This is a genomic window from Streptomyces sp. MA5143a (genome assembly GCF_900290235.1).
GTDB lineage: Bacteria > Actinomycetota > Actinomycetes > Streptomycetales > Streptomycetaceae > Streptomyces.
On sequence record NZ_OLMK01000083.1, the window covers coordinates 23,118 to 46,420 of the forward strand.

The 23,303-nt window shown below is 72.0% G+C and carries 26 protein-coding genes; 12 read left to right on the forward strand and 14 right to left on the reverse strand.

Going from position 1 to position 23,303, the window contains the following annotated elements; genetic code table 11:
- Nucleotides 1–214: 214 nt before the first annotated feature.
- The 3 genes from groL to SMA5143A_RS31650 all read left to right on the forward strand — a co-directional run bounded on the left by groL (nucleotide 215) and on the right by SMA5143A_RS31650 (nucleotide 3,990).
- Complete coding sequence (gene groL, locus SMA5143A_RS31640) at nucleotides 215–1,837, forward strand: chaperonin GroEL (RefSeq protein ID WP_107466283.1); 1,623 nt, start codon at nucleotides 215–217, stop codon at nucleotides 1,835–1,837.
- Between the two features lie 208 nt (nucleotides 1,838–2,045).
- Nucleotides 2,046–3,167, forward strand: a complete 1,122-nt coding sequence (locus tag SMA5143A_RS31645; protein ID WP_107466284.1) for an NADH:flavin oxidoreductase — start codon at nucleotides 2,046–2,048, stop codon at nucleotides 3,165–3,167.
- 205 nt (nucleotides 3,168–3,372) lie between these two features.
- Nucleotides 3,373–3,990, forward strand: coding sequence for a superoxide dismutase family protein (locus SMA5143A_RS31650; protein WP_107466285.1), 618 nt, complete (start codon nucleotides 3,373–3,375; stop codon nucleotides 3,988–3,990).
- 21 nt (nucleotides 3,991–4,011) lie between these two features.
- Here the strand turns inward: SMA5143A_RS31650 and SMA5143A_RS31655 are convergent, their stop codons facing one another.
- Together SMA5143A_RS31655 and SMA5143A_RS31660 are read right to left on the reverse strand one after the other, a co-directional pair.
- Nucleotides 4,012–4,692 (reverse strand): Uma2 family endonuclease, encoded by a 681-nt coding sequence (locus SMA5143A_RS31655; protein WP_181362089.1) that lies wholly within the window; start codon nucleotides 4,690–4,692, stop codon nucleotides 4,012–4,014.
- A 59-nt stretch (nucleotides 4,693–4,751) separates the two neighbouring features.
- Nucleotides 4,752–5,603, reverse strand: coding sequence for a hypothetical protein (locus SMA5143A_RS31660; RefSeq protein WP_107466286.1), 852 nt, complete (start codon nucleotides 5,601–5,603; stop codon nucleotides 4,752–4,754).
- A 520-nt stretch (nucleotides 5,604–6,123) separates the two neighbouring features.
- Between SMA5143A_RS31660 and SMA5143A_RS31665 the strand changes: the two genes are divergently transcribed.
- Nucleotides 6,124–6,978: an LLM class flavin-dependent oxidoreductase gene (locus SMA5143A_RS31665; protein ID WP_181362091.1), complete on the forward strand. Its 855-nt coding sequence runs from the start codon at nucleotides 6,124–6,126 to the stop codon at nucleotides 6,976–6,978.
- A gap of 60 nt (nucleotides 6,979–7,038) precedes the next feature.
- Here SMA5143A_RS31665 and SMA5143A_RS31670 read toward each other — a convergent pair whose 3' ends face one another.
- Both SMA5143A_RS31670 and SMA5143A_RS31675 read right to left on the reverse strand, forming a co-directional pair.
- On the reverse strand, nucleotides 7,039–7,302 hold the full coding sequence (locus tag SMA5143A_RS31670) for a DUF397 domain-containing protein (protein ID WP_107466288.1): 264 nt from the start codon (nucleotides 7,300–7,302) through the stop codon (nucleotides 7,039–7,041).
- Complete coding sequence (locus SMA5143A_RS31675; RefSeq protein WP_107466289.1) at nucleotides 7,286–8,170, reverse strand: helix-turn-helix domain-containing protein; 885 nt, start codon at nucleotides 8,168–8,170, stop codon at nucleotides 7,286–7,288. Before SMA5143A_RS31675 ends, SMA5143A_RS31670 begins: the two co-directional genes overlap by 17 nt.
- A gap of 69 nt (nucleotides 8,171–8,239) precedes the next feature.
- On the opposite strand from SMA5143A_RS31675, the gene SMA5143A_RS31680 reads away from it, so the two are divergent.
- From SMA5143A_RS31680 to SMA5143A_RS31695, 4 genes are all read left to right on the forward strand, one after another.
- The gene (locus tag SMA5143A_RS31680) at nucleotides 8,240–8,488 is read left to right on the forward strand and encodes a hypothetical protein (RefSeq protein WP_258193847.1); all 249 of its coding nucleotides are present in this window, start codon (nucleotides 8,240–8,242) and stop codon (nucleotides 8,486–8,488) included.
- Nucleotides 8,485–8,694 carry a hypothetical protein gene (locus SMA5143A_RS31685; RefSeq protein ID WP_055522103.1) on the forward strand — a complete coding sequence of 70 codons (210 nt, stop codon included), beginning with the start codon at nucleotides 8,485–8,487 and terminating at the stop codon, nucleotides 8,692–8,694. Before SMA5143A_RS31680 ends, SMA5143A_RS31685 begins: the two co-directional genes overlap by 4 nt.
- A 274-nt stretch (nucleotides 8,695–8,968) precedes the next feature.
- Nucleotides 8,969–9,637: a SecDF P1 head subdomain-containing protein gene (locus SMA5143A_RS31690; protein ID WP_258193848.1), complete on the forward strand. Its 669-nt coding sequence runs from the start codon at nucleotides 8,969–8,971 to the stop codon at nucleotides 9,635–9,637.
- A 241-nt stretch (nucleotides 9,638–9,878) separates the two neighbouring features.
- Nucleotides 9,879–11,330 carry an APC family permease gene (locus SMA5143A_RS31695; protein ID WP_107466292.1) on the forward strand — a complete coding sequence of 484 codons (1,452 nt, stop codon included), beginning with the start codon at nucleotides 9,879–9,881 and terminating at the stop codon, nucleotides 11,328–11,330.
- Between the two features lie 79 nt (nucleotides 11,331–11,409).
- Here SMA5143A_RS31695 and SMA5143A_RS31700 read toward each other — a convergent pair whose 3' ends face one another.
- Nucleotides 11,410–12,360, reverse strand: coding sequence for a hypothetical protein (locus SMA5143A_RS31700; RefSeq protein ID WP_107466293.1), 951 nt, complete (start codon nucleotides 12,358–12,360; stop codon nucleotides 11,410–11,412).
- A 190-nt stretch (nucleotides 12,361–12,550) separates the two neighbouring features.
- Here SMA5143A_RS31700 and SMA5143A_RS43185 point away from each other — a divergent pair, with 190 nt between their 5' ends.
- Complete coding sequence (locus SMA5143A_RS43185; RefSeq protein WP_181362090.1) at nucleotides 12,551–13,030, forward strand: hypothetical protein; 480 nt, start codon at nucleotides 12,551–12,553, stop codon at nucleotides 13,028–13,030.
- A 42-nt stretch (nucleotides 13,031–13,072) separates the two neighbouring features.
- On the opposite strand, the gene SMA5143A_RS31715 is transcribed toward SMA5143A_RS43185, so the two are convergent.
- Nucleotides 13,073–13,651: a hypothetical protein gene (locus SMA5143A_RS31715; RefSeq protein WP_107466294.1), complete on the reverse strand. Its 579-nt coding sequence runs from the start codon at nucleotides 13,649–13,651 to the stop codon at nucleotides 13,073–13,075.
- 313 nt (nucleotides 13,652–13,964) lie between these two features.
- Entirely contained in the window at nucleotides 13,965–14,651 is a 687-nt protein-coding gene (locus SMA5143A_RS31720; protein WP_258193849.1) for a helix-turn-helix domain-containing protein, read from the reverse strand.
- A 63-nt stretch (nucleotides 14,652–14,714) separates the two neighbouring features.
- On the opposite strand from SMA5143A_RS31720, the gene SMA5143A_RS31725 reads away from it, so the two are divergent.
- Complete coding sequence (locus tag SMA5143A_RS31725; protein WP_107466296.1) at nucleotides 14,715–15,521, forward strand: NAD(P)H-binding protein; 807 nt, start codon at nucleotides 14,715–14,717, stop codon at nucleotides 15,519–15,521.
- Nucleotides 15,522–15,553: 32 nt separating this feature from the next.
- Here the strand turns inward: SMA5143A_RS31725 and murQ are convergent, their stop codons facing one another.
- Together murQ and SMA5143A_RS31735 are read right to left on the reverse strand one after the other, a co-directional pair.
- On the reverse strand, nucleotides 15,554–16,525 hold the full coding sequence (gene murQ, locus SMA5143A_RS31730; protein ID WP_107466297.1) for an N-acetylmuramic acid 6-phosphate etherase: 972 nt from the start codon (nucleotides 16,523–16,525) through the stop codon (nucleotides 15,554–15,556).
- 92 nt (nucleotides 16,526–16,617) lie between these two features.
- A complete protein-coding gene (locus SMA5143A_RS31735) occupies nucleotides 16,618–17,451 on the reverse strand; it encodes a MurR/RpiR family transcriptional regulator (RefSeq protein ID WP_375136568.1) in 834 nt (277 codons plus the stop codon).
- A gap of 398 nt (nucleotides 17,452–17,849) precedes the next feature.
- Between SMA5143A_RS31735 and SMA5143A_RS31740 the strand changes: the two genes are divergently transcribed.
- Nucleotides 17,850–18,245: a hypothetical protein gene (locus SMA5143A_RS31740; protein ID WP_099963569.1), complete on the forward strand. Its 396-nt coding sequence runs from the start codon at nucleotides 17,850–17,852 to the stop codon at nucleotides 18,243–18,245.
- Nucleotides 18,242–18,514 carry a DUF4031 domain-containing protein gene (locus SMA5143A_RS31745; protein ID WP_055514786.1) on the forward strand — a complete coding sequence of 91 codons (273 nt, stop codon included), beginning with the start codon at nucleotides 18,242–18,244 and terminating at the stop codon, nucleotides 18,512–18,514. The genes SMA5143A_RS31740 and SMA5143A_RS31745 overlap by 4 nt, the downstream gene beginning before the upstream one ends.
- A 51-nt stretch (nucleotides 18,515–18,565) precedes the next feature.
- Here the strand turns inward: SMA5143A_RS31745 and SMA5143A_RS31750 are convergent, their stop codons facing one another.
- The 5 genes from SMA5143A_RS31750 to SMA5143A_RS31770 form a co-directional block, all read right to left on the reverse strand.
- The gene (locus SMA5143A_RS31750; RefSeq protein WP_107466298.1) at nucleotides 18,566–19,366 is read right to left on the reverse strand and encodes a hypothetical protein; all 801 of its coding nucleotides are present in this window, start codon (nucleotides 19,364–19,366) and stop codon (nucleotides 18,566–18,568) included.
- A gap of 175 nt (nucleotides 19,367–19,541) precedes the next feature.
- On the reverse strand, nucleotides 19,542–20,639 hold the full coding sequence (locus tag SMA5143A_RS31755; protein ID WP_107466299.1) for a GNAT family N-acetyltransferase: 1,098 nt from the start codon (nucleotides 20,637–20,639) through the stop codon (nucleotides 19,542–19,544).
- A 105-nt stretch (nucleotides 20,640–20,744) separates the two neighbouring features.
- A complete protein-coding gene (locus SMA5143A_RS31760; RefSeq protein WP_107466300.1) occupies nucleotides 20,745–21,140 on the reverse strand; it encodes a winged helix-turn-helix transcriptional regulator in 396 nt (131 codons plus the stop codon).
- Between the two features lie 9 nt (nucleotides 21,141–21,149).
- A complete protein-coding gene (locus tag SMA5143A_RS31765) occupies nucleotides 21,150–22,418 on the reverse strand; it encodes a Cmx/CmrA family chloramphenicol efflux MFS transporter (protein WP_107466301.1) in 1,269 nt (422 codons plus the stop codon).
- Between the two features lie 85 nt (nucleotides 22,419–22,503).
- Nucleotides 22,504–23,145 carry an HD domain-containing protein gene (locus SMA5143A_RS31770; RefSeq protein WP_107466302.1) on the reverse strand — a complete coding sequence of 214 codons (642 nt, stop codon included), beginning with the start codon at nucleotides 23,143–23,145 and terminating at the stop codon, nucleotides 22,504–22,506.
- Nucleotides 23,146–23,303: the final 158 nt, after the last annotated feature.

Consider the following 23,303-nt stretch of genomic DNA (forward strand, 5'->3'; position numbering starts at 1 on the left):
TCACCTGCGGATCATCCGGAGGCGCTTGCACTCGACCATGCCGAGTGCTAATCATTGGCGTTAGCACTCTGAAGGTGAGAGTGACAACGAAGGACCGGGTCGGTGAGGCCCGCAGGCCAGGTGGGGCAAGGAACCACGAGGCAGGCGAGCCGTCCGTCGCGGGCGCGGGCGCGGTCCGAAGGAATCACCCCCAGTCCTGGAGGGACCACTTCACATGGCCAAGATCATCGCGTTCGACGAGGAGGCGCGGCGCGGCCTCGAGCGCGGCATGAACCAGCTCGCGGACGCCGTCAAGGTGACGCTCGGCCCCAAGGGTCGCAACGTCGTCCTCGAGAAGAAGTGGGGCGCCCCCACGATCACCAACGATGGTGTGTCCATCGCCAAGGAGATCGAGCTCGAGGACCCGTACGAGAAGATCGGCGCCGAGCTGGTCAAGGAAGTCGCCAAGAAGACGGACGACGTCGCCGGTGACGGTACGACCACCGCGACCGTCCTCGCCCAGGCGCTCGTACGCGAGGGCCTGCGCAACGTCGCCGCCGGTGCCAACCCGATGGCCCTGAAGCGCGGTATCGAGAAGGCCGTCGAGGCCGTCTCCGGTGCGCTGCTCGACCAGGCCAAGGAGGTCGAGACCAAGGAGCAGATCGCCTCCACGGCCTCCATCTCCGCCGCCGACACCCAGATCGGCGAGCTGATCGCCGAGGCCATGGACAAGGTCGGCAAGGAAGGCGTCATCACCGTCGAGGAGTCGCAGACCTTCGGTCTGGAGCTCGAGCTCACCGAGGGCATGCGCTTCGACAAGGGCTACATCTCGGCGTACTTCGCCACCGACATGGAGCGCATGGAGGCGGTGCTCGAGGACCCCTACATCCTCATCGCCAACTCCAAGGTCTCCAACGTCAAGGACCTGCTCCCGCTCCTGGAGAAGGTCATGCAGTCGGGCAAGCCGCTGCTGATCATCGCCGAGGACGTCGAGGGCGAGGCCCTGTCGACCCTGGTCGTCAACAAGATCCGTGGCACCTTCAAGTCCGTCGCCGTCAAGGCCCCGGGCTTCGGTGACCGCCGCAAGGCCATGCTCGGCGACATCGCCATCCTCACGGGCGGCGAGGTCATCTCCGAGGAGGTCGGCCTCAAGCTGGAGAACGCGACCCTGGACCTCCTGGGCCGCGCCCGCAAGGTCGTCATCACCAAGGACGAGACCACGATCGTCGACGGGTCCGGCTCCGCCGACCAGGTCGCCGGCCGCGTGAACCAGATCCGCGCCGAGATCGAGAACAGCGACTCCGACTACGACCGCGAGAAGCTCCAGGAGCGCCTGGCGAAGCTCGCGGGCGGCGTGGCCGTCATCAAGGCCGGTGCCGCGACCGAGGTCGAGCTCAAGGAGCGCAAGCACCGCATCGAGGACGCCGTCCGCAACGCGAAGGCGGCCGTCGAGGAGGGCATCGTCGCCGGTGGTGGCGTGGCCCTGCTCCAGGCCTCCCAGGTCTTCGAGAAGCTGGAGCTGGAGGGTGACGAGGCGACCGGCGCCAACGCCGTGAAGCTCGCCCTGGAGGCCCCGCTCAAGCAGATCGCCGTCAACGGTGGTCTCGAGGGTGGCGTCGTCGTGGAGAAGGTCCGCAACCTCCAGGTCGGCCACGGCCTGAACGCCGCGACCGGTGAGTACGTCGACATGATCGCCTCCGGCATCATCGACCCGGCGAAGGTGACGCGTTCCGCCCTGCAGAACGCCGCGTCCATCGCCGCGCTGTTCCTCACCACCGAGGCCGTCATCGCCGACAAGCCGGAGAAGGCCGCCGCGCCCGCCGGTGGCGGCATGCCGGGCGGTGACATGGACTTCTGAGCCTCCTCGTAGAGAGAAGGTTCGGACCCGGTCCGTCAGTACCGAGGGCGGCACTCCCTGTTCCGACAGGGGGTGCCGCCCTCGGGCGTGTCCGGGGTCACACAGGCCGCGGGTCCTCGGCGGAATGCCGTGGCGGGCGGGGAGGTTGACGAGTAGAGCGATCCATGCACATGCATATAGCGCACCGACCTCACCGAGGAGTCCCCACGTGACCACCGCGTCCACCTCCCGTGCCGCCGACGTTCTCTCCCGGCCCGTCAGGATCAACGGTCTGACCGTTCCGAACCGGATCGCCATGGCTCCCATGACGCGGGTCTTCTCGCCCGGCGGTGTGCCGGGTGCGGACGTCGCCTCGTACTACGGCCGGCGGGCCGCCGCGGGCGTCGGCCTGATCGTGACCGAGGGCACCTATGTCGGACACGAGACGGCCGGTGACCTGGACGGCGTGCCGCGCTTCGCCGGTGAGGAGCAGCTCGCCGGATGGGCGAAGGTCGCCGAGGCCGTGCACGCCGGCGGCGGCACGATCGTGCCGCAGCTGTGGCACATCGGCACCGTCCGCCAGCAGGGCAAGCTCTTCCCCGACGCCCCGGTCCTCGGCCCCTCCGGTCTGCGGGTCGACGGCACGCCCGCCGAGGGCGGCCGCGCCATGACGCAGGCCGACATCGACGAGGTCGTGGCCGCGTTCGCGCGGTCCGCCGCCGACGCCGAGCGCGTCGGCATGGACGGCGTCGAGATCCACGGCGCCCACGGCTACCTCGTCGACCAGTTCCTCTGGGAGCGCACCAACCGCCGCACCGACGCCTACGGCGGTGACCTCGTCGCCCGCACCAAGTTCGCGGCCGAGATCGTGGCGGCCGTACGGGCCTCCGTGTCCCCCGACTTCCCCGTCATCTTCCGCTACTCGCAGTGGAAGCAGGAGGCGTACGACGCGCGCCTCGCCCAGACGCCCCAGGAGCTGGAGGCGCTGCTGAGCCCGCTCGTCGCGGCCGGTGTCGACGCGTTCCACGCCTCGACGCGCCGCTACTGGCAGGCGGAGTTCGAGGGCTCCGAGCTGAACCTCGCGGGCTGGACGAAGAAGCTCACCGGCAAGCCCACCATCACGGTCGGCTCGGTCGGTCTCGACGGCGAGTTCATCGCCGCGTTCGCCGGCGAGAGTTCCTCGACCAAGGCCATCGACGACCTGCTCGACGGTCTGGAGGCCGAGGAGTTCGACCTCGTCGCCGTGGGCCGCGCGCTGCTCCAGGACCCGGAGTGGGCGGCGAAGGTGCTCGACGGCCGCTTCGACGAGCTGAAGGCGTTCGAGCCGGCCGCCCTGGGCTCGCTGAGCTGAGCATGCCACCGGGCCCGGACTTTTCGCCAAGTCTCCCCAGTACCCGGCGGTAGTGATCCAATTCCGCTGAATCCGTCGCTGTAGTGTCGTGGGCGCAGCGTCGCACGGGCACCTCAACTGCCAGCCCATGAGCGGCAGTTGAGGTGCCTTTTTGTTGCGCGACCGCTCCCCTTCATCCCCCCCACGAACGGGACGAGACAAGCTCATGGCACGACACAAGCTCACCCTGAAGCGCAAGCGGCTCATCGCGGCCGTCGCCGCCGTCGGCGCGGTCGCCGGCGGTCTCGGCATCGCGGCCGGCGCGAACGCCAGTGAGTCGAAGAAGCAGCCCGTGGTCAAGATCGTCGTGAGGTCGGTCCTCGCTCCGGCGGCCACCGCGGACGTGGCACCGGCGGTCACCTACGACACCACGCTCGCGCCGCTCGGCGCCCGCGTCCAGGTCAAGGAGGAACTGCGGCGCGACGGCGGCACACGGATCGAACTGCGGCTGCGTGACCTGGTCGCGAACCGCGCGTACGGCGCTCACGTCCACACCAAGCCGTGCGGCAGGCTGCCCGCCGACGCCGGGCCGCACTACCAGGACCAGGCCGACCCGGTGCAGCCGTCCGTCGACCCGGAGTTCGCCAACCCCGACAACGAGGTGTGGCTGGACGTCAACACCAACAAGGACGGCTCGGCGCGTGCGATCGCCACGGTGGACTGGCGGTTCCGGGCGGGCGGGGCGCGTTCGGTGGTGCTGCACGAGAAGAGCACGGCCACGCACGAGGGGCACGCGGGCACGGCGGGTGCCCGGCTGGCCTGCGTGAACGTGCCGTTCAAGTAGGCGGCTGAGGGGCCGGGCCGGTCAGTCCGCGTAGTCCTTGAGCTTCTCGGTTTCCAGTGTGATGCCGACGGGAGCGGGGATCTCCACGGTCGCGCCCCACGGGTGGGAGTCGGTCTGCTGGTACCGGCCGTCCTTCGGTTCGCTGAACACGATGACCGTGTGGTAGTCCCGGTCGATGAGGAGATAGACGGGGATCTCGGCCGCCGCGTACCCGACGGGCTTGTCGACGCGGTCGCGGCGGTCGGTGTCACGGTCGTGGGAGGTGATCTCGACGGCCATGAGGGCGCCGTCGGGGTCGGACCAGTTTCCGTGGCCCCTGAAGTGGCCCTCTGGCGCCAGGAAGCCGTCCGTGAGGGCGCGGCCCTTGCGGTACGCCTCGGCCTTGACGCCCCGCTCGGGCATGAGGTTCAGCTCGGGGCGCTGCTGCATGCACTGGCGCAGCAGCCACATGAAGATCTCGCCGTGGTTGCCGTCCGGCATGGCCTTGACTACTACCTTTCCGCTGATGTACTCGAGCCGTACGGTTTCCGGGGCCGCGGCGGCCAGTTCCTCGAACTCGTCGACGTCGAGCGGGCCGTGCCGGACGCACAGCCTCCCGCCGAGGAACTCCAGCCGGTTCCGCAGCTCCCTGGGGGCCCTGCGGACGAGTTCCTCGAAGTCCTCGACGGACATCTGCGGGTGCTCAGCGGTGTCAGGGGTCATGGTGTCGCCTCCTTCCTCCCATCGTGCCCCGGCATGGTGGCGGCGGACCGTAGGAGCGGTCATACGGGTGTCCTCTCTCGTGGCTTCAGGGACATCGCCGCACGGATCTCCGCCGCGCGGGCGTGGACCGAGGCAGATGAGAGGGGCGCCTTGTGGCGCGTGAGGGCGCGTTCGCCCCGGCAGGCGCCGCAGGTGCCGCCCGGCAGGGCCTCGGGGCGGCCCGGGGTGCGGCAGGTGGCGCACTCCAGCATGCGGAGCGGTGGCCGTACGGGCTCCGGCCCCCGTTCCCGCTCCGGTTCCGGCTCAGGTGGCAGCTTGCTGGTGAGGCGGGTGCGGAGGAGGGCCGCCGGGCTGTGGACCGGGGTGGGGAGGCCCGTGGTGAGGGCCTGGTGGATCGTCTCGTCCGTGGCGCCGCGCTCGAACCAGGGGAGGAGGAGCGGGGCCAGGGCCGCGCAGTCCGCCTGGGAGAGGGACAGGGACGGGGTCGTACGGCCGAGGGCCGCGAGCAGGATGTGGGCCCGGGACCGGGTCGGACGGGCCCGCTCGGGGTCCTCCCGCTGCGCCTCCGGGACGCCGCCCCGCGTGAAGCTTGCCCACCAGCCGTCGTCCCGCGCGGTTCGGGAGAACCACGATCGGGTGATCCAGCGGGTACTGCCCGACTCGGCGGTCAGATGTTCGCGCCCCCGGCGCAAGTGACCGGCCTCTTGGAGCCTGTTGAGGGCCGTACGCAGCGCGCACTGGCCGTACGGGAGCGTCTTGGCCAGCGTCTTCACGGAGATGTCGGCGCCGTCGGGGAGGCGGTCGATGTACGCGGCGATCGCGGCTTCGCGGGGCGGGAGGTGCGCGAAGTCGTGCGCGGAGCGGGGGTGTTGGCCGGGGGCGGCGCGCTTGCCGTAGCCCGGGTTGGCCATGGGGTGGGACGACCCGAGCGGGGAAGCGTGCGCGGGCAGGGGAGCGCTACTAAGCTTGGCGTCAGCCATGGGATCGAACTTTCTCTTCGATCTTGTAGGTCAGGCCCCCGCAGGTGTTGGTAGCACCTGGCGGGGGCTGTTTTGTCTGCGCGCACGCTATCAGCACGATCACGGTGCGTGGCAACTTGAACGCGGGACGTCAACATGCCGGGTGGGAGGGTGGGTTGGGGCCCACCTCCCATTCCTTGAAAAGAGGGCTCGAAGCTCGGGGCTTGAGCCTCGGGGCGGCTTGGCGGGCCGTTAATTCGCTCGCTGGGTGGGGCGGCTCCCGCGTACGGTGGGCGCACTCTGACGAACGCGCTCCCCAGAAGTACGCCGCAGAACGGGAGCAACCGCGCGAGACGGCGCGGGCCATGGAGGGGCGGCAGTGACTTTGCCCTGCCCTTCTACCGTTCAGGAGTGCTCTGCCATGAGCCCCGTTTCCGTACCCGTGTCCGCGCCTGCGTCCAAGTCCGCTTCCGTGCCCGTCGGGCTCGGGCTGCCCGTCGACGATCCCGCCGGACTGCTGACCTGGGCCCGGCTCGCCGACGACTCGCCCTTCTCGACGCTCGGCATCCTCGACCGTCTCGTCTACGACAACCCCGACCCGTTGGTCGCGCTGTCCGCCCTCGCCGGGGCGACGAGCCGTGTCCGCGTCCAGACCGAGGTGCTCCTCGCCCCGCACTACAACACCGCGATCCTCGCCAAGCAGACGGCCACGCTCGACCGGATGTCCGGCGGGCGCTTCACGCTCGGCATCGGGATCGGCGGGCGCGAGGACGACTGCCGGGTCGCGGGCATCGACATCCGGCGGCGCGGACGCCGACTCGACGAGCAGATGGAGCAGTTGAGGTGGGCGTGGGCCGGCCGACCGTACGCCGAGGGCGTCGGCGCGGTCGGGCCACTGCCCGCCACCCCCGGCGGCCCCGAGGTCCTCTTCGGCGGCTTCGCCCCCGCCGCGCTCGAACGCGTCGCCCGGTGGGGCGACGGCTTCCTCGGGGCGGCGCTGCCCCCGGCGTACATGGACCGGATGTTCCGCGACGTCGAGACGGCGTGGGAGAAGTACGGCAGGGAGGGGCGCCCGAAGCTCGTGGCCCAGGCGAGCGTCGCGCTGGGGGCGCCGTCCGTGGTGGCCGACGCCCGCGCGAACCTGCTGCGCTACTACGCGTTCACGGGGCGCGCCGCGTACATGGCGGAGGGGCTCCTCACCACGCCGGACGCGATCCGGGCGGCGGTCGCCGGATACGCGGGGATCGGGGCGGACGAGGTGATCCTCTACTGCTGGGCGGCCGACCCCGACCAGGTCACGCGGCTGGCGGAGGCCGTCTTCGCCTAGGGCGCGTTGCGAAAGTAGCGTCGTCTGCCCGAAGGGCAGACGGGACTTTCGCAACACGCCCTAGCGCCGCCTCAGGTCTTCGACGAACAGGGACCACGCCTCGGCCCGGAACACGAGCGCCGGGCCGAGGGGGGTCTTTGAGTCGCGGACGGGGATGACAGCGGGGAGGCCGTCGCCGACTTCGAGGCAGTTGTCCCCGCCGCCGCCGCTGTACGTCGACTTGCGCCAGCGAGCGACCTCCAGGCAGTTGCCACCGCCACCGCCGCTGTAGCTCGACTTGTGCCATATGGCGGTGGTCAGGTCGAAGTCAGGCATTGTCCTCATGGGCATAATCCTGCGCCAACGCCTCGATCAGGGCCAGGGACTTCTCAGGCGGGAGAGCGGAGGCCGCGAGCAGTTCAAACGTGAGCCTGAGCTGGTTGACGAGGGCCGGGTCGTCCTCCAGCCGTCCCACGCGCACGCCTTCGAAGTAGACCAGCGGAGGCGCGTCGTCGAACTCCATGAGCTTCAGGGCGCCCTCCATGGCTGTGTGCGCTCCCGCGCTGAACGGTAGTACCTGCACGATGACCCGGCTCCTGCGTGCCAGACTCGCGACGTGGGTCAGGGCTGCCGCCATGACGGCTCGGCCGCCGGTTTCCCGCCGCAGCGACGCTTCGTCAAGCACCACCCACAGCAATGGTTTTGTTGGGTCATCAAGTAGACGGGCCCGTGCCATACGGCCCTCCACCCACCCGTCGATGACCTCCTCCGGGGCCGTGGGGGCGTAGGCGCGGTTCACGGCCCGTGCATAGGCGGCCGTCTGCACCAGCCCGGGGATCAGCACCGGCGCGTACTCCCTGATCGCCGTAGCCCGTGCCTCCGCCTCTGCCGCCTCCGCGAAGTGCTCGGGGTATCGGGACTTGGACGCTGCCTTGCAGTTCCGTAAGAAGAAGTCCCCCGTGTCGAGCGCGAGGTCGATCGGCCGCGCGATCTCCGGCTGCATGCGCCGTACCGCCGACTCCAGCTGGCCCACGAACGAGCCGCTCACGAACAACCGTTGGCCCAGGTCCTCCTGGCTCAGGCCCGCCTTCTCCCTGGCGTGGCGCAGCTCCGCGCCCAGGAGCGCGCGGGGTGATGACGACGGGTCGAGGTCCTTCGGTCCGGGCGTGGTCGTGCTCCCCTGTCCAGCAGTCCCCCTGTTGGGGCGTCGTATCTGGCCAGGCTAGACACCCCTCGACCACGCTGTGTGGTGAATCTGCAACCCAGCGTGGAGGAAGTGGCCGTGGAGAACAGAACAGCCGCGGCGAACGGACGGCGGCGCCCGGAACGGATTCTCGCCCTGACGACCGAGGAGGCCGTCGAGCAACTCGACCAGGCCCTGCGCGCCGTCGGGATCATCCTGCCGTCGCTGGGTATCGACCCGGTGACCGGCGCGAGCGACCAGCCGTTCCCCCTCGTGCGGCTGGGCTGCTGCAACATGACCGTCGCCGCCCGGCTCGCCGCCGTCCTGCGCAAGGCGGCCGAGACGTGACCGCGCGGCGGTCGTACGCCGTGGACGTACGGGACGGGCGGCTCGGCGAGGTGATGGGGGAGGAGGGCGGCTACGTCCAGTTGAGACCCGTCGGCGGTGGCCGGGAGTGGGACTGCCCTCCCGGCTCGCTGCGGGAGGCCGCGCCGGGAGACGTGCTGCGCGCTCGGGTGCGGCAGGTCAACGCGCAGGGACGGCTGCCGTGTTGAGTGCTTGGTGGCAGTTGGTGTAAGGGTGCCCCGTTGGGGGTTCTTCGTGCCACGATGGGCGGTCATGGAGCGTCGGGGGATGGGGGACGGGATGGCGTTGCGCAGGGTGCTAGGGGTGGCGTGTCTGGTCGCGCTGGTGTGCGGGTGCAGTGGGTCGGGTGGCTCGGGTGACGCGGACCGGCCTCGGTCGGGGAAGCCGGGGAAGTCGGCGTCCGCGTCGGCATCCGCGTCGACCTCCGGGAAGGCCGGGGGTGGGCGGGCCGACGTGACGTTCATGCCGCAGGAGCCCGTGAGCGCGCAGGCGTTGGAGCGGACCGCCGAGCTGATCCGGGAACGGGCGGTGAAGGCCGGGCTGGGTGGCGTGAAGGTGACCGTCGAGGACAAGAGCCAGATCACGGTGTCCGGTCCGGCCGCCCGGCGGGAGACGTTGGAGGCGCTCGGGCAGCCGGCGGAGCTGGCGTTCCGGCCGGTGCGGACCACGGCCGCCGAGACGGGTGTGGAGAAGTGCCCGGGCGCGATGGAGGCTTCCCCGTCGGAGCCGCTCACCGCGTGCGGGGAGTACCAGGGCACCGTCTCCACGTACCAGCTCGGACCGGCCGAGGTGGCCGGTACGGACCTGTCCGAGGCCGAGGCCGCGTACGACGCGAAGCGCGGCAGCGGCTGGTACGTGAAGCTGGACTTCACCGCGGCGGGCGGGGCGAAGTTCGCCGACATCACCGGGCGGTTGTCGACGCAGCCCCCGCCGCAGAACCAGTTCGCCATCGTCCTCGACGGCATCGTCGTGTCCGCCCCCAGCGTGAGCAGCGCGATCACCGGCGGCAAGGCGGAGATCTCCGGCAGCTTCACCAAGCAGGAGGCCCAGCAGTTGGCCGCCCAGGTGAACACGGGTGCCCTGCCGGTCCACCTGTCGGTGTCGAGCGTGACGACGGTGCGCGTGGACTAGCGAGCTCGTGGCCGACATGCGCGCCCTGCTGCACCGCCGGGCCGGGGTCGAGGAAACCCGGCCTTACCGGCCCGGAATCGGGTGAACCGGATGCCTGGCGGGCACACGTAGTCACAACTCGCTCGACAATCTGTGGCTCTATCCGCGTCGACCCCTTGCCAGAGGAGCGAGGCAGGGCAAGCATGAGGCAGCTCGTTTGAGCCGAAACAACACCCTCTCTCTTCCGCCCGACAGGTGAGGTATGTCTACAAGCGCGTCCAGAACTCGGCGCCAGGCCGGCGACGGCTACGTGGCCAGCGGTTCCCTCAAGCAGAACGCGCTCGGCGTTCTGGGCATCCTTTTCTTCGTTCTCTCCGCGCAGGCACCGCTCACCGGTGTCGCCGGGGCGGCGCCCGTCGCCATAGCCCTCGGCAACGGTCCGGGCGCACCCGCCATGTACGTGGTGGCCGGAGTGGTCGTCCTGCTCTTCTCGGTCGGCTACGTCGCGATGGGCCGGCACGTGGTCGACGCCGGTGCCTTCTACGCGTACGTCGGCAAGGGGCTCGGCGGTACGGTCGGCGCCGGCAGCGCGGGGGTCGCGCTGCTCGCTTACCACACCATCCAGGCCGCGGTGTACGGGCTGTTCGGATCCGTCATGAACGGTCTGACGCAGCAGTACCTGGGGTGGGACGTGCCCTGGTGGCTGATCGCCCTCGTCACGATGGTGATCGTGCAGGCGCTCGGTGCGACCGGCGTCGACGTGGGCGCCAAGGTGCTCGCGGTGTTCGTCCTGGCGGAGACCAGTCTGCTGCTGCTCTTCGGCGTGGTGGTCCTCCTGACGGGCGGCGGGCCGGAAGGACTGGCCCCCGGCTCCTCCTTCTCACTGTCCGCGGCGCTCGACGGCGCGCCCGGCGTGGCGCTGATGTTCGCGGTGGCGTCGATGTTCGGCTTCGAGGCGACGGCGATCTACGGCGAGGAGGCGCGCGAGCCGCACCGGACGGTCCCCCGGGCGACCTACCTCGCGGTCGTTCTCGTCACCGCGTTCTTCGCCTTCACCACCTGGATGCTGGTCTCCGCGCACGGCCCCTCGTCCAGTGCCGCCGCCGCCGGCAAGGCACTGGAGTCCGGGGACGGGGCGAGCTTCGTCGCCGGCCCCGTGTCCGACGAACTCGGTGCGTGGGCGGGGGACGCACTGCCGATCCTGCTGGCCACGTCGCTCTTCGCCAGCATCCTGGCCTTCCACAACTCGGCCAACCGCTATCTGTTCTCCCTCGGGCGGGAAGGACTGCTGCCGCACCGGCTGAGCGCCCTCAACGGCAGGCAGTCGCCGTGGCTGGCCGGTGCCGTCCAGACCGTGATCGCCGCACTGCTGGTGTTCCCGTTCGCGCTGGCCGGCAAGGACCCGGTCCTCACGCTGTTCTCCTGGCTCAGCGGTCTCGCGGTGCTCGCGATCATGCTTCTGTACTTCCTGACCTCGGTGTCGGTCATCGTGTACTTCCGTAGGATCGGCGACACCCGGAAGTGGAACACGCTGATCGCCCCGGCCCTGGGCGCCGCCGGTCTCGCGGGAGCCATCTGGCTGATCATCGCCAACTTCACCACCCTCATCGGCGGTGACACGGCCACCGCCGTCTGGCTGGCCCTGGCCGTGCCCGGTGCCTTGCTGGCGGGCATCGCGATGCCCCGCCTGTCCGGCGCCTCTCGGGGAAGGTAGGGATCACAGCCGGTAAAGGAAGTCCGGGGGACCGCGGCCGGGACACCCGAGGACGGGTGTCCCGGCCGCTTCTCGCTCCTCAGACGCCCGCGCGCTGCTGCCCGTTGGCGTACGCCTGCAGGGGATCACCGCTCTCGTCGCGTGCCCAGGGGTAACTCGTGACCAGACCGCCGATCGCCCGGAACACCTCGCCGGTCTGCGTGACCCGCGTGGCATGGACGAGCGCGTAGGCCAGCAGATTGAGATCGGCCACGGCGGCCGCGTGGGAGAGGTAGCCGGGGCGCGGCCAGTTGGCCAGGGCGTGGTCCAGCGCCGTCGCGGCGTCCGGACTGCTCCACATGTGGCGCGCGGTGAGGCCCTCGATCCCTCCCTGGTCGAGCGTGCCGTGGTAGCGGTCGACCAGGGCCGCGACCTCAAGACCCGCCGTGGGCGCGGTGGGTGGGGCCTCCCCGCGTACTCGGTCGAGGAACTCGACCGTCTGGCTGTGCGACCCGCACTCCCACGGGGAGAGGTAGCCGAGCATCTGGAGATGGGCCTCGCGGTGCCACCGGTCGCGGCGAACGATCTCGCCCCAGAGTGGGAAGACCTCCGTGGAGGGTCGCCGCCACAGCCGCAGCAGACCGAGCCGGACCGCCCAGGGGTTGGGGTCCTCGGGCCGGAACTCCGTGGCCCGGGCACAGGCATCGAGCGCGTCGTACGTCACCTGCGCGTCCGGCTGATTCTCGTACGGGGTGCGCAGCATGACCCCCCAGGCGTAAAGCAGTTGGGCGTCCGGGTCCTGGTCCCGGTCCCGCGCCCAGGAGGACTGGAACTCGGGGGACGTCGACTGCGCAAGGACGTTCATCCTGTGGGCCCTGCGATCCCAGTCCCGCCCGCTGCCGCGCAACAACTGCTCGATCATGGCCGCCACGAGAGCGTGGCCGGCCGCGGCCCTGCTCTCCACCAGCCGCTTACGCACCTTTCCGAGGTCGGCGTCATCCAGCTCAGGGGCGAGTCGTGCCGTTGTACGTCGGCGACCGAGGAGTGCCATGCCCGGAGAGTAGCGGAGTTTCCTCCGACAGTGACGATTCGATCGGTATGTATGTCTATCCGATATGCACTTCGCCTCCCGCGCCCTCACCAGCGGGCAGCGCAGGCTGCATGTCCACGGCTGGCGTGGGCGTGGGCGCGGGCTCCGGCAGCGGCTCCGTGTTGCGGCTGCTGAGGCCGTCCAGGGAGATGTGCAGGAGGCGGCGCCACTGGCCGGGGTGGGTGTCGCCCGTGGTCAGGACGGCCTGGCTGAGGGAGCCGCTGAGCAGGACGAGGTCCGCAACAACATCGGCGACTTCCACATCCCCGCCCTCGCCCGGCCCGTGGGCGCCGACGACCGCACCGCCCTGCCCATAGCCGGTGACGACCCGGAGGCCAGGGTGAGCGCCGCCGAGCTGATCAGCCGGCTCGGGTTCGACACCGTCGACGTCGGCCCCCTCGCCGACAGCTGGCGTTTCGAGCCGGAGACCGACCCCTACGCGCTGCCCTACTTCACCGACCCCGACGCGGCGAAGGCCGCCTTCGTGCAGCTGGCCGAGGCCCTTCGCGCCGGGGCCCCGCTGGAGATGACCTCGCCCGACGACCCGGGCGCCCCGCTGTCCGCGGCTCGGCTGCGCGCGCTCCTCGCGGACACGCCGCGCAAGCTCACCGCGGACCGTGTGATCGCCTGACGAGGACGTCGACCGTCGGGGACGTCAGGGCGTCCCAGGGCCTCAGAGGTTGCCCATCGGCTCGATGTCCCGGCGGACCGGCTCGCCCCAGATGCGCAGGACGTCGTAGTCGGTGAACTCGTGGACCAGGCGGTACGCGATCGCCGGGCGCGGGCCCCGGCGTTGGGCGGTGAGATACAGCTCCGCCTCGCGGCGGTCGCGGCGGGGTGTGCCGCACAGCTGCCACACCTGGCCGTTCCACGCCTCCGGGAGCCAGCGCTGCTGGGGCTGAGGGCGGTCGTCCCGGACGCCGTAGCGGGAGGGGGACGGGGTGGTGGGGGCCGTGGGGCGGGGTCCGCCGTAGCTGTCGTTCAGCTCGGTGCGGCGGGCGGTGCGGCGGCGGGTCTCGCAGAGGAGGCAGCGGTCGGGGGCCTCCTCGTCCACCGGGCCGTTCGGGTGCTCGGGGCAGCGGGTGGTGGGGGCGGCGGTCGTGACCGTCTCGTCCAGCAGTTCCAGGGCGCGCTTCAGGTCCGCCTTCACCTCGTGCAGGCGGGTGTCGGGGGTGTCGGTGGTCAGGGCGTCGCCGTGTTCCCCGAGGAGGCGTAGGGCTCGGCCGAGGGCGGTGAGCTGGGCGTGGTTCACGGGCTCTGGCCTTTCCAGTGGGGCGGCTGCGGCGGCTGACCTCACCACGGTGCCACACCGCACCGACAACGGGGTTTTCCGCCCCCGCCGCCCCTACCCGTCCCCTCCCCAGGGGCGCTGCCCCTTCGACCCCGGGCCTGCCTTCGGGGGCTGCCGCCCCCGGGCCCCCGCCTTCCGTGGAGGGGGTGCCTTGGGTGGGTGGGGATGCGTGCGGTCCGTCGTGGCTGGTCGCGCAGTTCCCCGCGCCCCTTTCGGGGGCTGCCGCCCCCGGGCCCCCGGCTTCCTCCCCCGCTGCCCTCCTGCCTTCGTCCGCTCAGGTCGTGCATGGGCTTGGCGTCGGGTGGTGGCCCGCTGTGAACGCTGCCGGGGGGACGCCCATGAAGTGGCGGAACTCCGCTGTCATGTGGGACTGGTCGTAGTAGCCCGCCGTCGCAGCGATGTCCGACCAGCGGCCGGTGTCCGCCGCGAGCACCGTGCGGAGCCGGTCTATGCGGGCGAAGCGTTTGGGGGACAGGCCCGTGCCGTCGGTGAACAGGGTGTGCAGGCGGCGCTCGCTGAGGTGCAGGCGGGCCGCGGTCGTGGCGACGCCGACCACCGTCAGGAGGCGCGCCGCCTCGTCGAGCCGATGTGCTGGTTCGGGACGGTCGGCCACTGTTTCCACGAGCGCGGCGACCGGATCGGCGGCGAACCGGTCGACGTCCAGGCCCGGCAGCGCCCGGAGCGGCAGCGCCCGGTCCGCCAGGTCCCGCAGGGGACGGCCGAGGAGGGCTTGCGCGCGACCCGGCCGCATCCGCACCCGTAGGCACGAACGGCCGGGCGTACCGACGTGGTAGGCGGCCCTGGTGCGGGGGCCCATGACGATCAACTCACGCCTGTCCATGCGCAGGAGCAGCGTCGTGGCGTGATCGGGCACGTCGACCACCGGCGAACCGGCCGCCGTGGCGACGTCGATCCCGGTCACCCAGCGGGTCAGGGCGGGCGGTACGTCGAGGGAGCGCACGCGGCTCACGATAGTGCCGAAACTTCCTATAGGGCGGCCTCGGGGCGCTGACATCGTCGGGGCATGATTCTTGTTACGGGTGCCACCGGCACCATCGGTAGTCATGTCGTCCGTCTGCTCACCGAGCGGGACATGCCGTTCCGGGCGATGTCCCGCCGTGAGCGGCCCGGCGGGGTGCGGGCCGACTTCGAGGACCCGGCGTCGCTGGCGGCCGCGGTGGCCGGTGTCGACTCGGTCTTCCTGGTGACCGTGCCGCCCGAGCCGACCGCGGACCACGACGTGGCCCTGCTGACGGCCGCGCGGGCGGCGGGCGTCCGGAAGATCGTCAAGCTGTCCGCGATCGGCAGCGGCGAGCGGTTCGAGGGCGCGACGGTCGGCGCGTGGCACCTCGCCGGGGAGGAGGCGATCGAGGCCGGCGGGTTCGTGTGGACGATGCTCCGCCCGCCGAGCTTCGCGTCGAACTTCCTGTGGCACCGGGCGCTGATCCGAGCCGGCGAGCCGATCCCGGACCTGACCGGCGACTCCCGGCAGGCCGTCGTCGACCCCCGGGACGTGGCCGCCGTCGCCGTCGCCGCCCTCACCTCCGACGCGCACGACGGGCGGCGGTACGACCTGACGGGGCCGGAGCTGCTCACGTTCGCGGAGCAGGCGGCGATCCTGGAACGCGTGCTGGAACGTCCGGTCCGGACCACCGACGCGGGCGCGCTCGACCGGCTGCCGGCCGGGATGCGCACGGGCATCGGCTGGGCGCGCGCCGGCGGCGCGGCCTACGTCACCGACCATGTGCCGCGCGTGCTGGGCCGGCCGGCGGGCACGTTCGAGCGGTGGGTGCGCGACCACCGGGAGGCGTTCACGGCCGCCCAACCGTAACCCCGGCAGTCATCCGCCGCCGTGCGTCCCTCTCAGCCCGTCGTCGTTGTCGTCGCCGCGGCCAGGGCCGCTCGGAGGTGGCCCTGGTTCTGTTGCAGGAGGCGGGTCGCCGTGGGGGCGTCGGTGTTGCTGAGGAGGGTGAGGATGGCGGTTTTGACCTCGCCGTTCGCGGCGGTGAGGGCCGTGTCGATCTCCTCGTCCGTCGCGCCCGTCGCGAGCGCGACGATGCGGTGGGAGCGGGCCCGGAGCTTGTCGTTGGTGGCGCGGACGTCGACCATCAGGTTCCCGTAGGTCTTGCCCAGGCGGATCATCGTGATCGTCGACAGCATGTTGAGGACCAGCTTCTGGGCGGTGCCCGCCTTCAGGCGGGTGGAGCCCGTGACCAGTTCGGGGCCCACGACGACCTCGATGCCGTGGTCGGCGGCCGCCGCGAGCGCGCTGGACGCGTTGCAGGCGAGGCCCACCGTCAGGGCGCCCCGGCCGCGGGCGTACTCGACGGCGCCGATCGCGTACGGCGTGCGGCCGGAGGCGGAGACGCCCACCACCGTGTCGTCGGGGGTCAGCGCCAGCGCGCCGAGGTCCGCGCGGGCCAGGTCCGCCGAGTCCTCCGCGCCCTCGATCGACGTGATCACCGCCTCCCGGCCGCCGGCGATCAGGCCGAGCACCTGGGAGGGGGCCGTGTTGAAGGTCGGCGGGCACTCGGACGCGTCGAGGACGCCGAGCCGTCCGGCCGTGCCCGCCCCCGCGTAGATCAGACGGCCGCCCCGCGCCATCCGCTCCGCGATCGCGTCGATCGCCGCCGCGATCAGCGGCAAGCGCGCGGCCACCGCCGTCGGCACGGTCGCGTCCTCGCCGTTCATCAGCTTCGCGATGTCCAGGGTCGGGAGCTGGTCGATGTCCGCCAGGTCGGGGCGGAACGCCTCGGTCGTCAGCGACTCCAGCTCCGCGCGTACGGCCAGGTCGTTCGGGGTGGAGCCGTAGGGGAGGGAAGGCAGGGAAGGCATGCGGTGACTCACTCATTTCGTACGGTGCGATCGTCGTCCCCGGAGGGCGTCGGGGGCGGGAGGATGCGACGACTGCGGTGCTTCGTCCTCACCTACCGCGAAGGCCCTCCGCTCCTGTGGCGGTGCGCCAGCGCCTCGTACGACGCCGACAGCGCGGGCGCCGCGGACTCGTACGTGCGCTGGGCGACCCCTATGAACAGGCAGTCCACCACCAGCAGTTGACTCGTCCGGGACGACATCGCCGCCGGTCGCAGCTCGCTCTCCCGTGCCGTCGACGTCGTCAGGACGTGGTCGGCGTACTGGGAGACCGGTCCGTCGGGCCGTCCGGTGATGGCGATCGTCGTCGCGCCGTGGTCGAAGGCGACCCGCAGCGGTTCGATGACGTCGCCCGTCGAACCGGAGTGGGTGATCGCGATGGCCACGTCCTTCGCGCGGAGCTGCACCGCGTTGGTGACGGCGAGGTGCGGGTCGCTGTGCGCCTGGGCTATCAGCCCTATGCGCAGCAGCTTCTGCGCGAGGTCCTGCGCGACCAGCCCCGACGCCCCGACCCCGTACACGTCCGTCCGGCGGGCCCCGGCCAGCGCCCGGACCGCCGCGCCCAGCTGCACCATGTCCAGGCCGGCCGCCGTGTCCGCGAGGGTCTGCTGCTCGTCGTAGGCGAGCTTGGCGACGACGTCGGGGAGCGGGTCGTCCACCGCGATGTCGGCGGTGACGGAGGGCGCGCGGCCCGACTGCTGGTGGGCGGCGAGACCGGCGAGGGCGAGGCGCAGGTCGCGGTAGCCGGGGTAGCCGAGGAGCCGGGCCGTGCGGACGACCGTCGCCTCGCTGGTGCCGGTGAGCTCGGCGAGGCCGGTGACCGTGAGCGCCGCGCACGCGGCCGGGTCGCTCGCGACCGCCTCCGCGACGCGCTGCATGGACCGGGTCATGGACGGCGCGAGCGTGCGCACCTTCGCGGCGAGCGCGGCGGGAGCGGGCGGAGCGGCCCCACCGCCGCGGGCTCCACCGCCGCCGCCGTTGCCCCTGCGGGCTCCACCGCCGTTGCCGCCCCCGCCGTTGCCGCCGCGGCTGTCGGCCGGGCTTCCGCCGCTTGCCCCGCGGCCCTCGGCCCCACCCGCACGTCCGCCTTCGGCCCCACGCGCACGTCCGCCTTCGGGTCCAGCCGCGCGTCCGCTCTCGGCGGCGGCCGGCTTCCGGCCCTCGGCCGGGGGCGCCTCCGGTGGTTTCCGTCCTTTCCTTTGCGCGAAAATTTCCTTCACCTCATCGCTCACACCATGAAAGATATTTTCCGTCCGGGGGTACGGTCAAGGGTGCGCACAATGGAGGTATGAGTCCCGCCAGTGATCCCGTGAGCCCCCTTGAGCAGGCGTTGCACGCGGCCCGTGCGCTCGTGCTCGCCGATCTGGTCGCCCAGGAGGTCGCCGAGGCCGACGTCGTCTCGATGGTCGAGGACTCCGTGGTGCAGCGCCGCTGGTGGGTGGAGCAGTGGCCGGACGGCGCGGCGTACGTCGCCGGGCTGATCGCGCAGGACGTCCAGGACGCCCTGCTGGAACGGTACGGGCGCTGGCCGCTCTGCCCGGTCTGCGGCACCGGCGACCCGCACGCCCTCGACATCGAGCCGGAGTTGGGCCCCGATCCGCGGTGGGTGTGCCACAAGGCGGGGGTCCGGGTCGCGGCGGTGGGCGCGCTGGGGGCCGCCACCGGGGGGTCGTCGCCCTCGTGACCGTCTACATCGATCCGCCCACCTGGCCGGGGCACGGCCGGATGTGGTCGCACCTGGTCAGCGACGTCTCCTTCGACGAGCTGCACGACTTCGCGCGCCGGGTCGGCGTGCCCGAGCGGGCCTTCGAACGCGACCACTACGACATCCCGTCCCACCGCTACGAGGACGTCGTGGCCGCGGGCGCGGTGGAGGTGGGCTCGAAGGAACTGCTCCGCCGGCTCACCGCGGCGGGCCTGCGACGCCCGAAGGGGCGGCCCGTCGGCCGGTGAGGGGGGAGTGGGCCCGGCCGGTGAGGGGCGGGGGCAGGGGCGGGGTCGGCCTCAGTCCGTGAAGATCGGGTCCAGGCCGTGCCACCACCGGTTGAGCGCCGGGAAGTCGGGGCCGGTGACGGCGAACAGGGCGGGCCGGTCGTAGTACGTGCAGGTGATCACGTACTGGAACGTGGTGTTCAGGTAGCAGGCCGCGTCCCCGGCCGGGGTGTCGGAGCCGTTCTCCGACCAGACGCCGCGGACGTTCTGCTGCTGGTCGCAGTTGCCGTCGGGCAGACCGGCCGTGTAGTCCCGGAACACCTTCTGCGCCTCGCTCTTGGAGCCGTACACCGAGATGCTCGCCTTGGTGGTGAGCGCGCCGTACGTCGGGTCCCGCGTGGTGACCGTGCAGCGCAGCGACGCCTCGGCGCCGGGTGCCGTGTCCGGTTCGCAGCTCTCGCGGCGCCACTGCGCCGGGTTGAGCGAGTCCCGCAACTCCCGCTGCGCGGTGGTCAGTCCGTCGTCCTCGCCGTCCTCGGAGTCGTCAGGGTCGGGCGTAGGTGTGGTGGTCTGTGGGGTCGGGGACGGGCTCGGGGTGGTGTGCTCGGGCTCGGGGGGCGTGTCGTCCGGGGGCGGGGCGGCGGTGTCGTCCTGGAACGGGCGCGCGGTCGGTCCGCCGCCCCGGCCGTCGTCGGACGGGTCGTCCTTGTCGGCCACCACCACGCTCACCACGATGCCGATGACGGTGAGCATGCTGGTGACGATCAGGCTGATGATCGCGATACGGGCGTTCCGGTGGTCGGGGCCCGGATCCGGCCGGGGGGAGCCCGGCGGCCGGGGCCCCGGCGTGGGCGTAGGACCGTTCTGACTCATCGCGCGCTCCCCCGTTTCCCCGTACGTGCCCGCACACACGCGTACGTGCGCGCACGCATCTGTACGCGCCCCTGAGCGCCCGTACGTTCCCGCACGTCACCGAATTATCGGGACCGTGTGGCGGCCAGGGCAGGGGAAAGGGGGAGGAGACCGGAACGGTTGGGCCCGGCGTACGTCAGGCGCGCAGACGGAGTTCGTACGCGAACTGCTCGCCGTCCTCTCCGTCGCCCCAGTCGTCGCTCACCTGCTCGAACCCGGCGCGGGTGACCACGCCCTGGGAGGGGGTGTTGACCTTGTCGACGACGGCGAAGAGGGACCGGACGTCGCCCTGTTCACGTGCCCGCTCGCGCGCCCAGTCGGCCAGCGCGCGCAGCGCCTCCGTGGCGTAGCCGCGCCCGCGCGCGCCCTCGACCAGGTCGTAGCCGATCTCGACGCGGCCCTCCTCGTCGGGGACGCCGTGGTAGCCGAGCGCGCCGACGGCGAGCCCGTCCTCCTTGCGGACGAGGACGTACATGCCCCACTCGGGGCGGTGCACGCCGGCCTCGTACGCCTTGAACACCATGCCGGCGCCGATGCGGGTGCCGTCGACGGGGCCGCCCACGATCCAGTCGAAGCCGCCGGTGCCGCCCTCGGAGAGGTCCGCGGCGGCGGCCGGGTGGACGCCCTTGAGGACGATGCGGTCGGCGTCGATGTGCAGCGGGTTGTTCCACTTCCACGCGGTCACCGGGGCCCGGCCCGGCAGATCGGCGCGGCCGGTGGCCCACAGGAGGGTCGTCCAGGGGTCGTCACCGGGCCTGACGTGCGGGAAGAGGCGGGCGAGCACGGACTCGCACAGGTCTCGCGGGGCCTCGTACGGGGTGAGTCCGAGTCCTTCGACGATGTCGTGGGTGTGGAGGAGCACCTCGGTGACGCCCATCGCCGCGAAGCCCTCGCGGTCGGCGAAGCGGAAGGGGTAGGGGTGGAAGGCGCGCACGTCGGCGGGGGTGGTGGTCACGGCGGCGGCGAGGAGGGCGCCCGTCGTCTCGATGACGTGCAGCAGGTCGGCGTTGTCCTCGCACTCCGCGGTGTCGATGCGGAACGGTACGTACGCGTTCTGGGCCCGCCCTGCCAGCTGGGCCGCGTAGGCGATCAGGTCCGAGGAGATGTGGTCGGCGGTCTCACGGCAGTTCCAGTCCAGCCGCCCCGCCTTGGTCCCCGCCCAGTCCCGGTCGACGGCCCCCCGCAGCACGGCCACGCTGTGCCCGACGGCTTCCCGTACCTGTTCCCCACCCATAGGTCGCATGGGCGTGAGGATAGGCGGGGCGACGCGGGAGGACGAACGGATTTTACGGCGCGGCGGGGGCGTTGGGGCCGGTGGCGCGGAAGGTGCGGCGGCCGCTCAGCCCTTCGCCGCGTCGTACTCCTCGCGGGCCTTCTCGATCGCGGTCATGCGCTCGGCGGTCCAGGTGGCGAGGGCGCGGACCTGTTCGGCGGCCTCGCGGCCGAGCGGGGTGAGGGAGTAGTCGACGTGGGGCGGGATGACGGGCTTGGCGTCGCGGTGGACGATGCCGTCGCGCTCCAGCGTCTGGAGGGTCTGCGTGAGCATCTTCTCGCTGACCCTGCCGATCTCCCGGCGCAGCTCCCCGAAGCGGTAGGAGCGGTCGAGCAGGGCGATCAGGACGAGGGTGCCCCAGCGGCTGGTGATGTGCTCCAGGGCCCCGCGCTGGGGGCACATCGTGACGCCGTCGGCCGTCACGCGGGCCCGTTCGACGAGGCTGACCTCACTCACTGCCATGTCCGCACCCTACTTCGAGGTCGGCACTTTAGCCGAGTTAGTGCCCATTTCCACGATCCGCGACGACCCCGTGCGCCGGTGCATCCGCAGCGACACCGCCGTGATGCCGATGGCGGTCGCCGTGAGCGCTCCGCCCGCCCAGGCCGTCGACGTGAACCCGAAGCCCGCGTCGATGACCGTGCCGCCCAGCCAGGGCCCGCCGGTGTTGCCGAGGTTGAACGCTGCGGTCGTGGTGGCACCGGCGAGGGTGGGGGCCGCCCCGGCGACGTTGAACATCCGGGCGTTGAGCGCGGGCGCCGTGTAGAAGCAGGAGACGCCGAGGAGGAAGGAGAGCAGGACGGCGGCGACGGCGTACGAGGCGAGGAGCGCCAGCGCGACGAGGAGGACGGTGGAGGCGGCGATGCCGGTGAGCAGCACCCCGAAGAGGTGCGCGTCGGCGATCCGCCCGCCGACCGCCGTACCGATCAGCGCCCCGACCCCGAACAGGGCGAGGACCGTCGGCACCCATCCGGCGTCGAGTCCGGCGACGTCCGTGAGCAGCGGCGCGAGATAGCTGAACGCGCAGAACACACCGCCCGCGGCGAGGGCCACGACGGCGATGGACAGCCAGACCTGCGGCTCGCGGTAGATACGGGCCTCGGCGCCGAGCCGGGGCCGCTCGGTGGGCAGCGGGATGGCCGGGACGAGCGCGGCGACCCCGGCCAGGGCTATCGCCGACGCCACGGCGACCGCCCAGAACGCCGACCGCCACCCGAAGTGCTCCCCGAGGAACGCGCCCGCCGGAACGCCCAGCACGTTGGCGATCGACAGCCCGCCGATCATGATCGCGAGGGCGCGGGCCCGCGCGGTGACGGGCACCATGGCGACGGCGACGGCCGCCCCCACCGCCCAGAAACCGGCGCACGCGAGCGCGCTCACGACGCGTGAGGCGAACAGCACGGCGTAGTTCGGGGCGAGCGCGCCCGCGACCTGTCCCACACCGAAGACGCTGATCAGCGTGATGAGGGTCGTCCGGCGCGGCAGCCGCAGCGTCGCCACGGCCAGCAGCGGCGCCCCGACGACCATGCCGATCGCGAACGCGGAGATGAGGAGCCCGGCCCGCGGGATCGACACGTCCATGTCCTCGGCGATCGGCGGCAACAGCCCCGACAGCATGAACTCACTCGTACCGAGCGCGAAGACGGCGAGCCCGAGGACGTAGACGGAGAGGGGGACGCGGTTACCGGGCTGGGGGGCGGGACGGTGGCGGGAGCGGTCTGCGGCGGCGTCGGAGGACATATACAGGGCCAACCGGAGGCGTGGCTGTGGCATTCCCCGGCCCGGTCAGCCGGTCAGCCGGTCAGCCGGTCAGCCGGTCAGCCGGTCAGCCCGTCAGCTCGGTCAGTTCCGCCAGCAGGTTCGTGCGGGCCCGTTCCTCCCATTCCCGTTGTCCGTAGGGCGTCCGGAAGAGGTGGGGCAGGGTGAGGAGGTGGCGGAGTACGGCCGCTCGGCCCTCGCGGAAGGCGTCGTCGGGGACGAAGCCGTACTCCTCGCGGACGGCGGCGGCGTACGCGGCGTACGTGTCCGGGGGCGAGGCGAGGATCGCGAGGTCGGCGTCGCAGAGGACCTGGCCGTCGGGGTCGTCGTCCGCCGGGTCGTGGGTGACGGTGAGGCGCACCAGCCGGGCCACCTCCGCGACCTTCTCCGCCGGCACCCCGGCCTCGGGCAGCGCCCGCTCGGCGAGCCGCGCGGACCGCTCCTCGTTCGTCGACCGTTCCGGCAGATAGACGGCGTCGTGGAACCACGCGGCCAGCCGCACGAGGGCCGGGTCCGCCGCGTACTCCTCCAGCACGTCGACGCGGTCCAGCACCGCCGTGAGGTGATCGAGGGTGTGGTACTTCCGCTGGGGCTCGGACCACCGCTTGATCAGGTTCGCCGCGTACGGCAGCGGGTCCGGGTGGCACGCACCGTCACGGGCGGGGAGCAGGGCCTGGAGCCAGCGGGCTTCCAGCGGGTCGAGGGACATGGGGGCATTGTGCCGTGGCGGGGCGTCCGTCAGGTCCCCGACCGTCGGCCGGCCTCACCCGGGGCAGCTCCCCGGCCCGTGGGGGCGTCGGAGCTGCCCGAGGCGTGGCGGACCGCGGCAGGGGCCTACTGCGTGTAGAAGGTGGCGTCTGCCCGGGC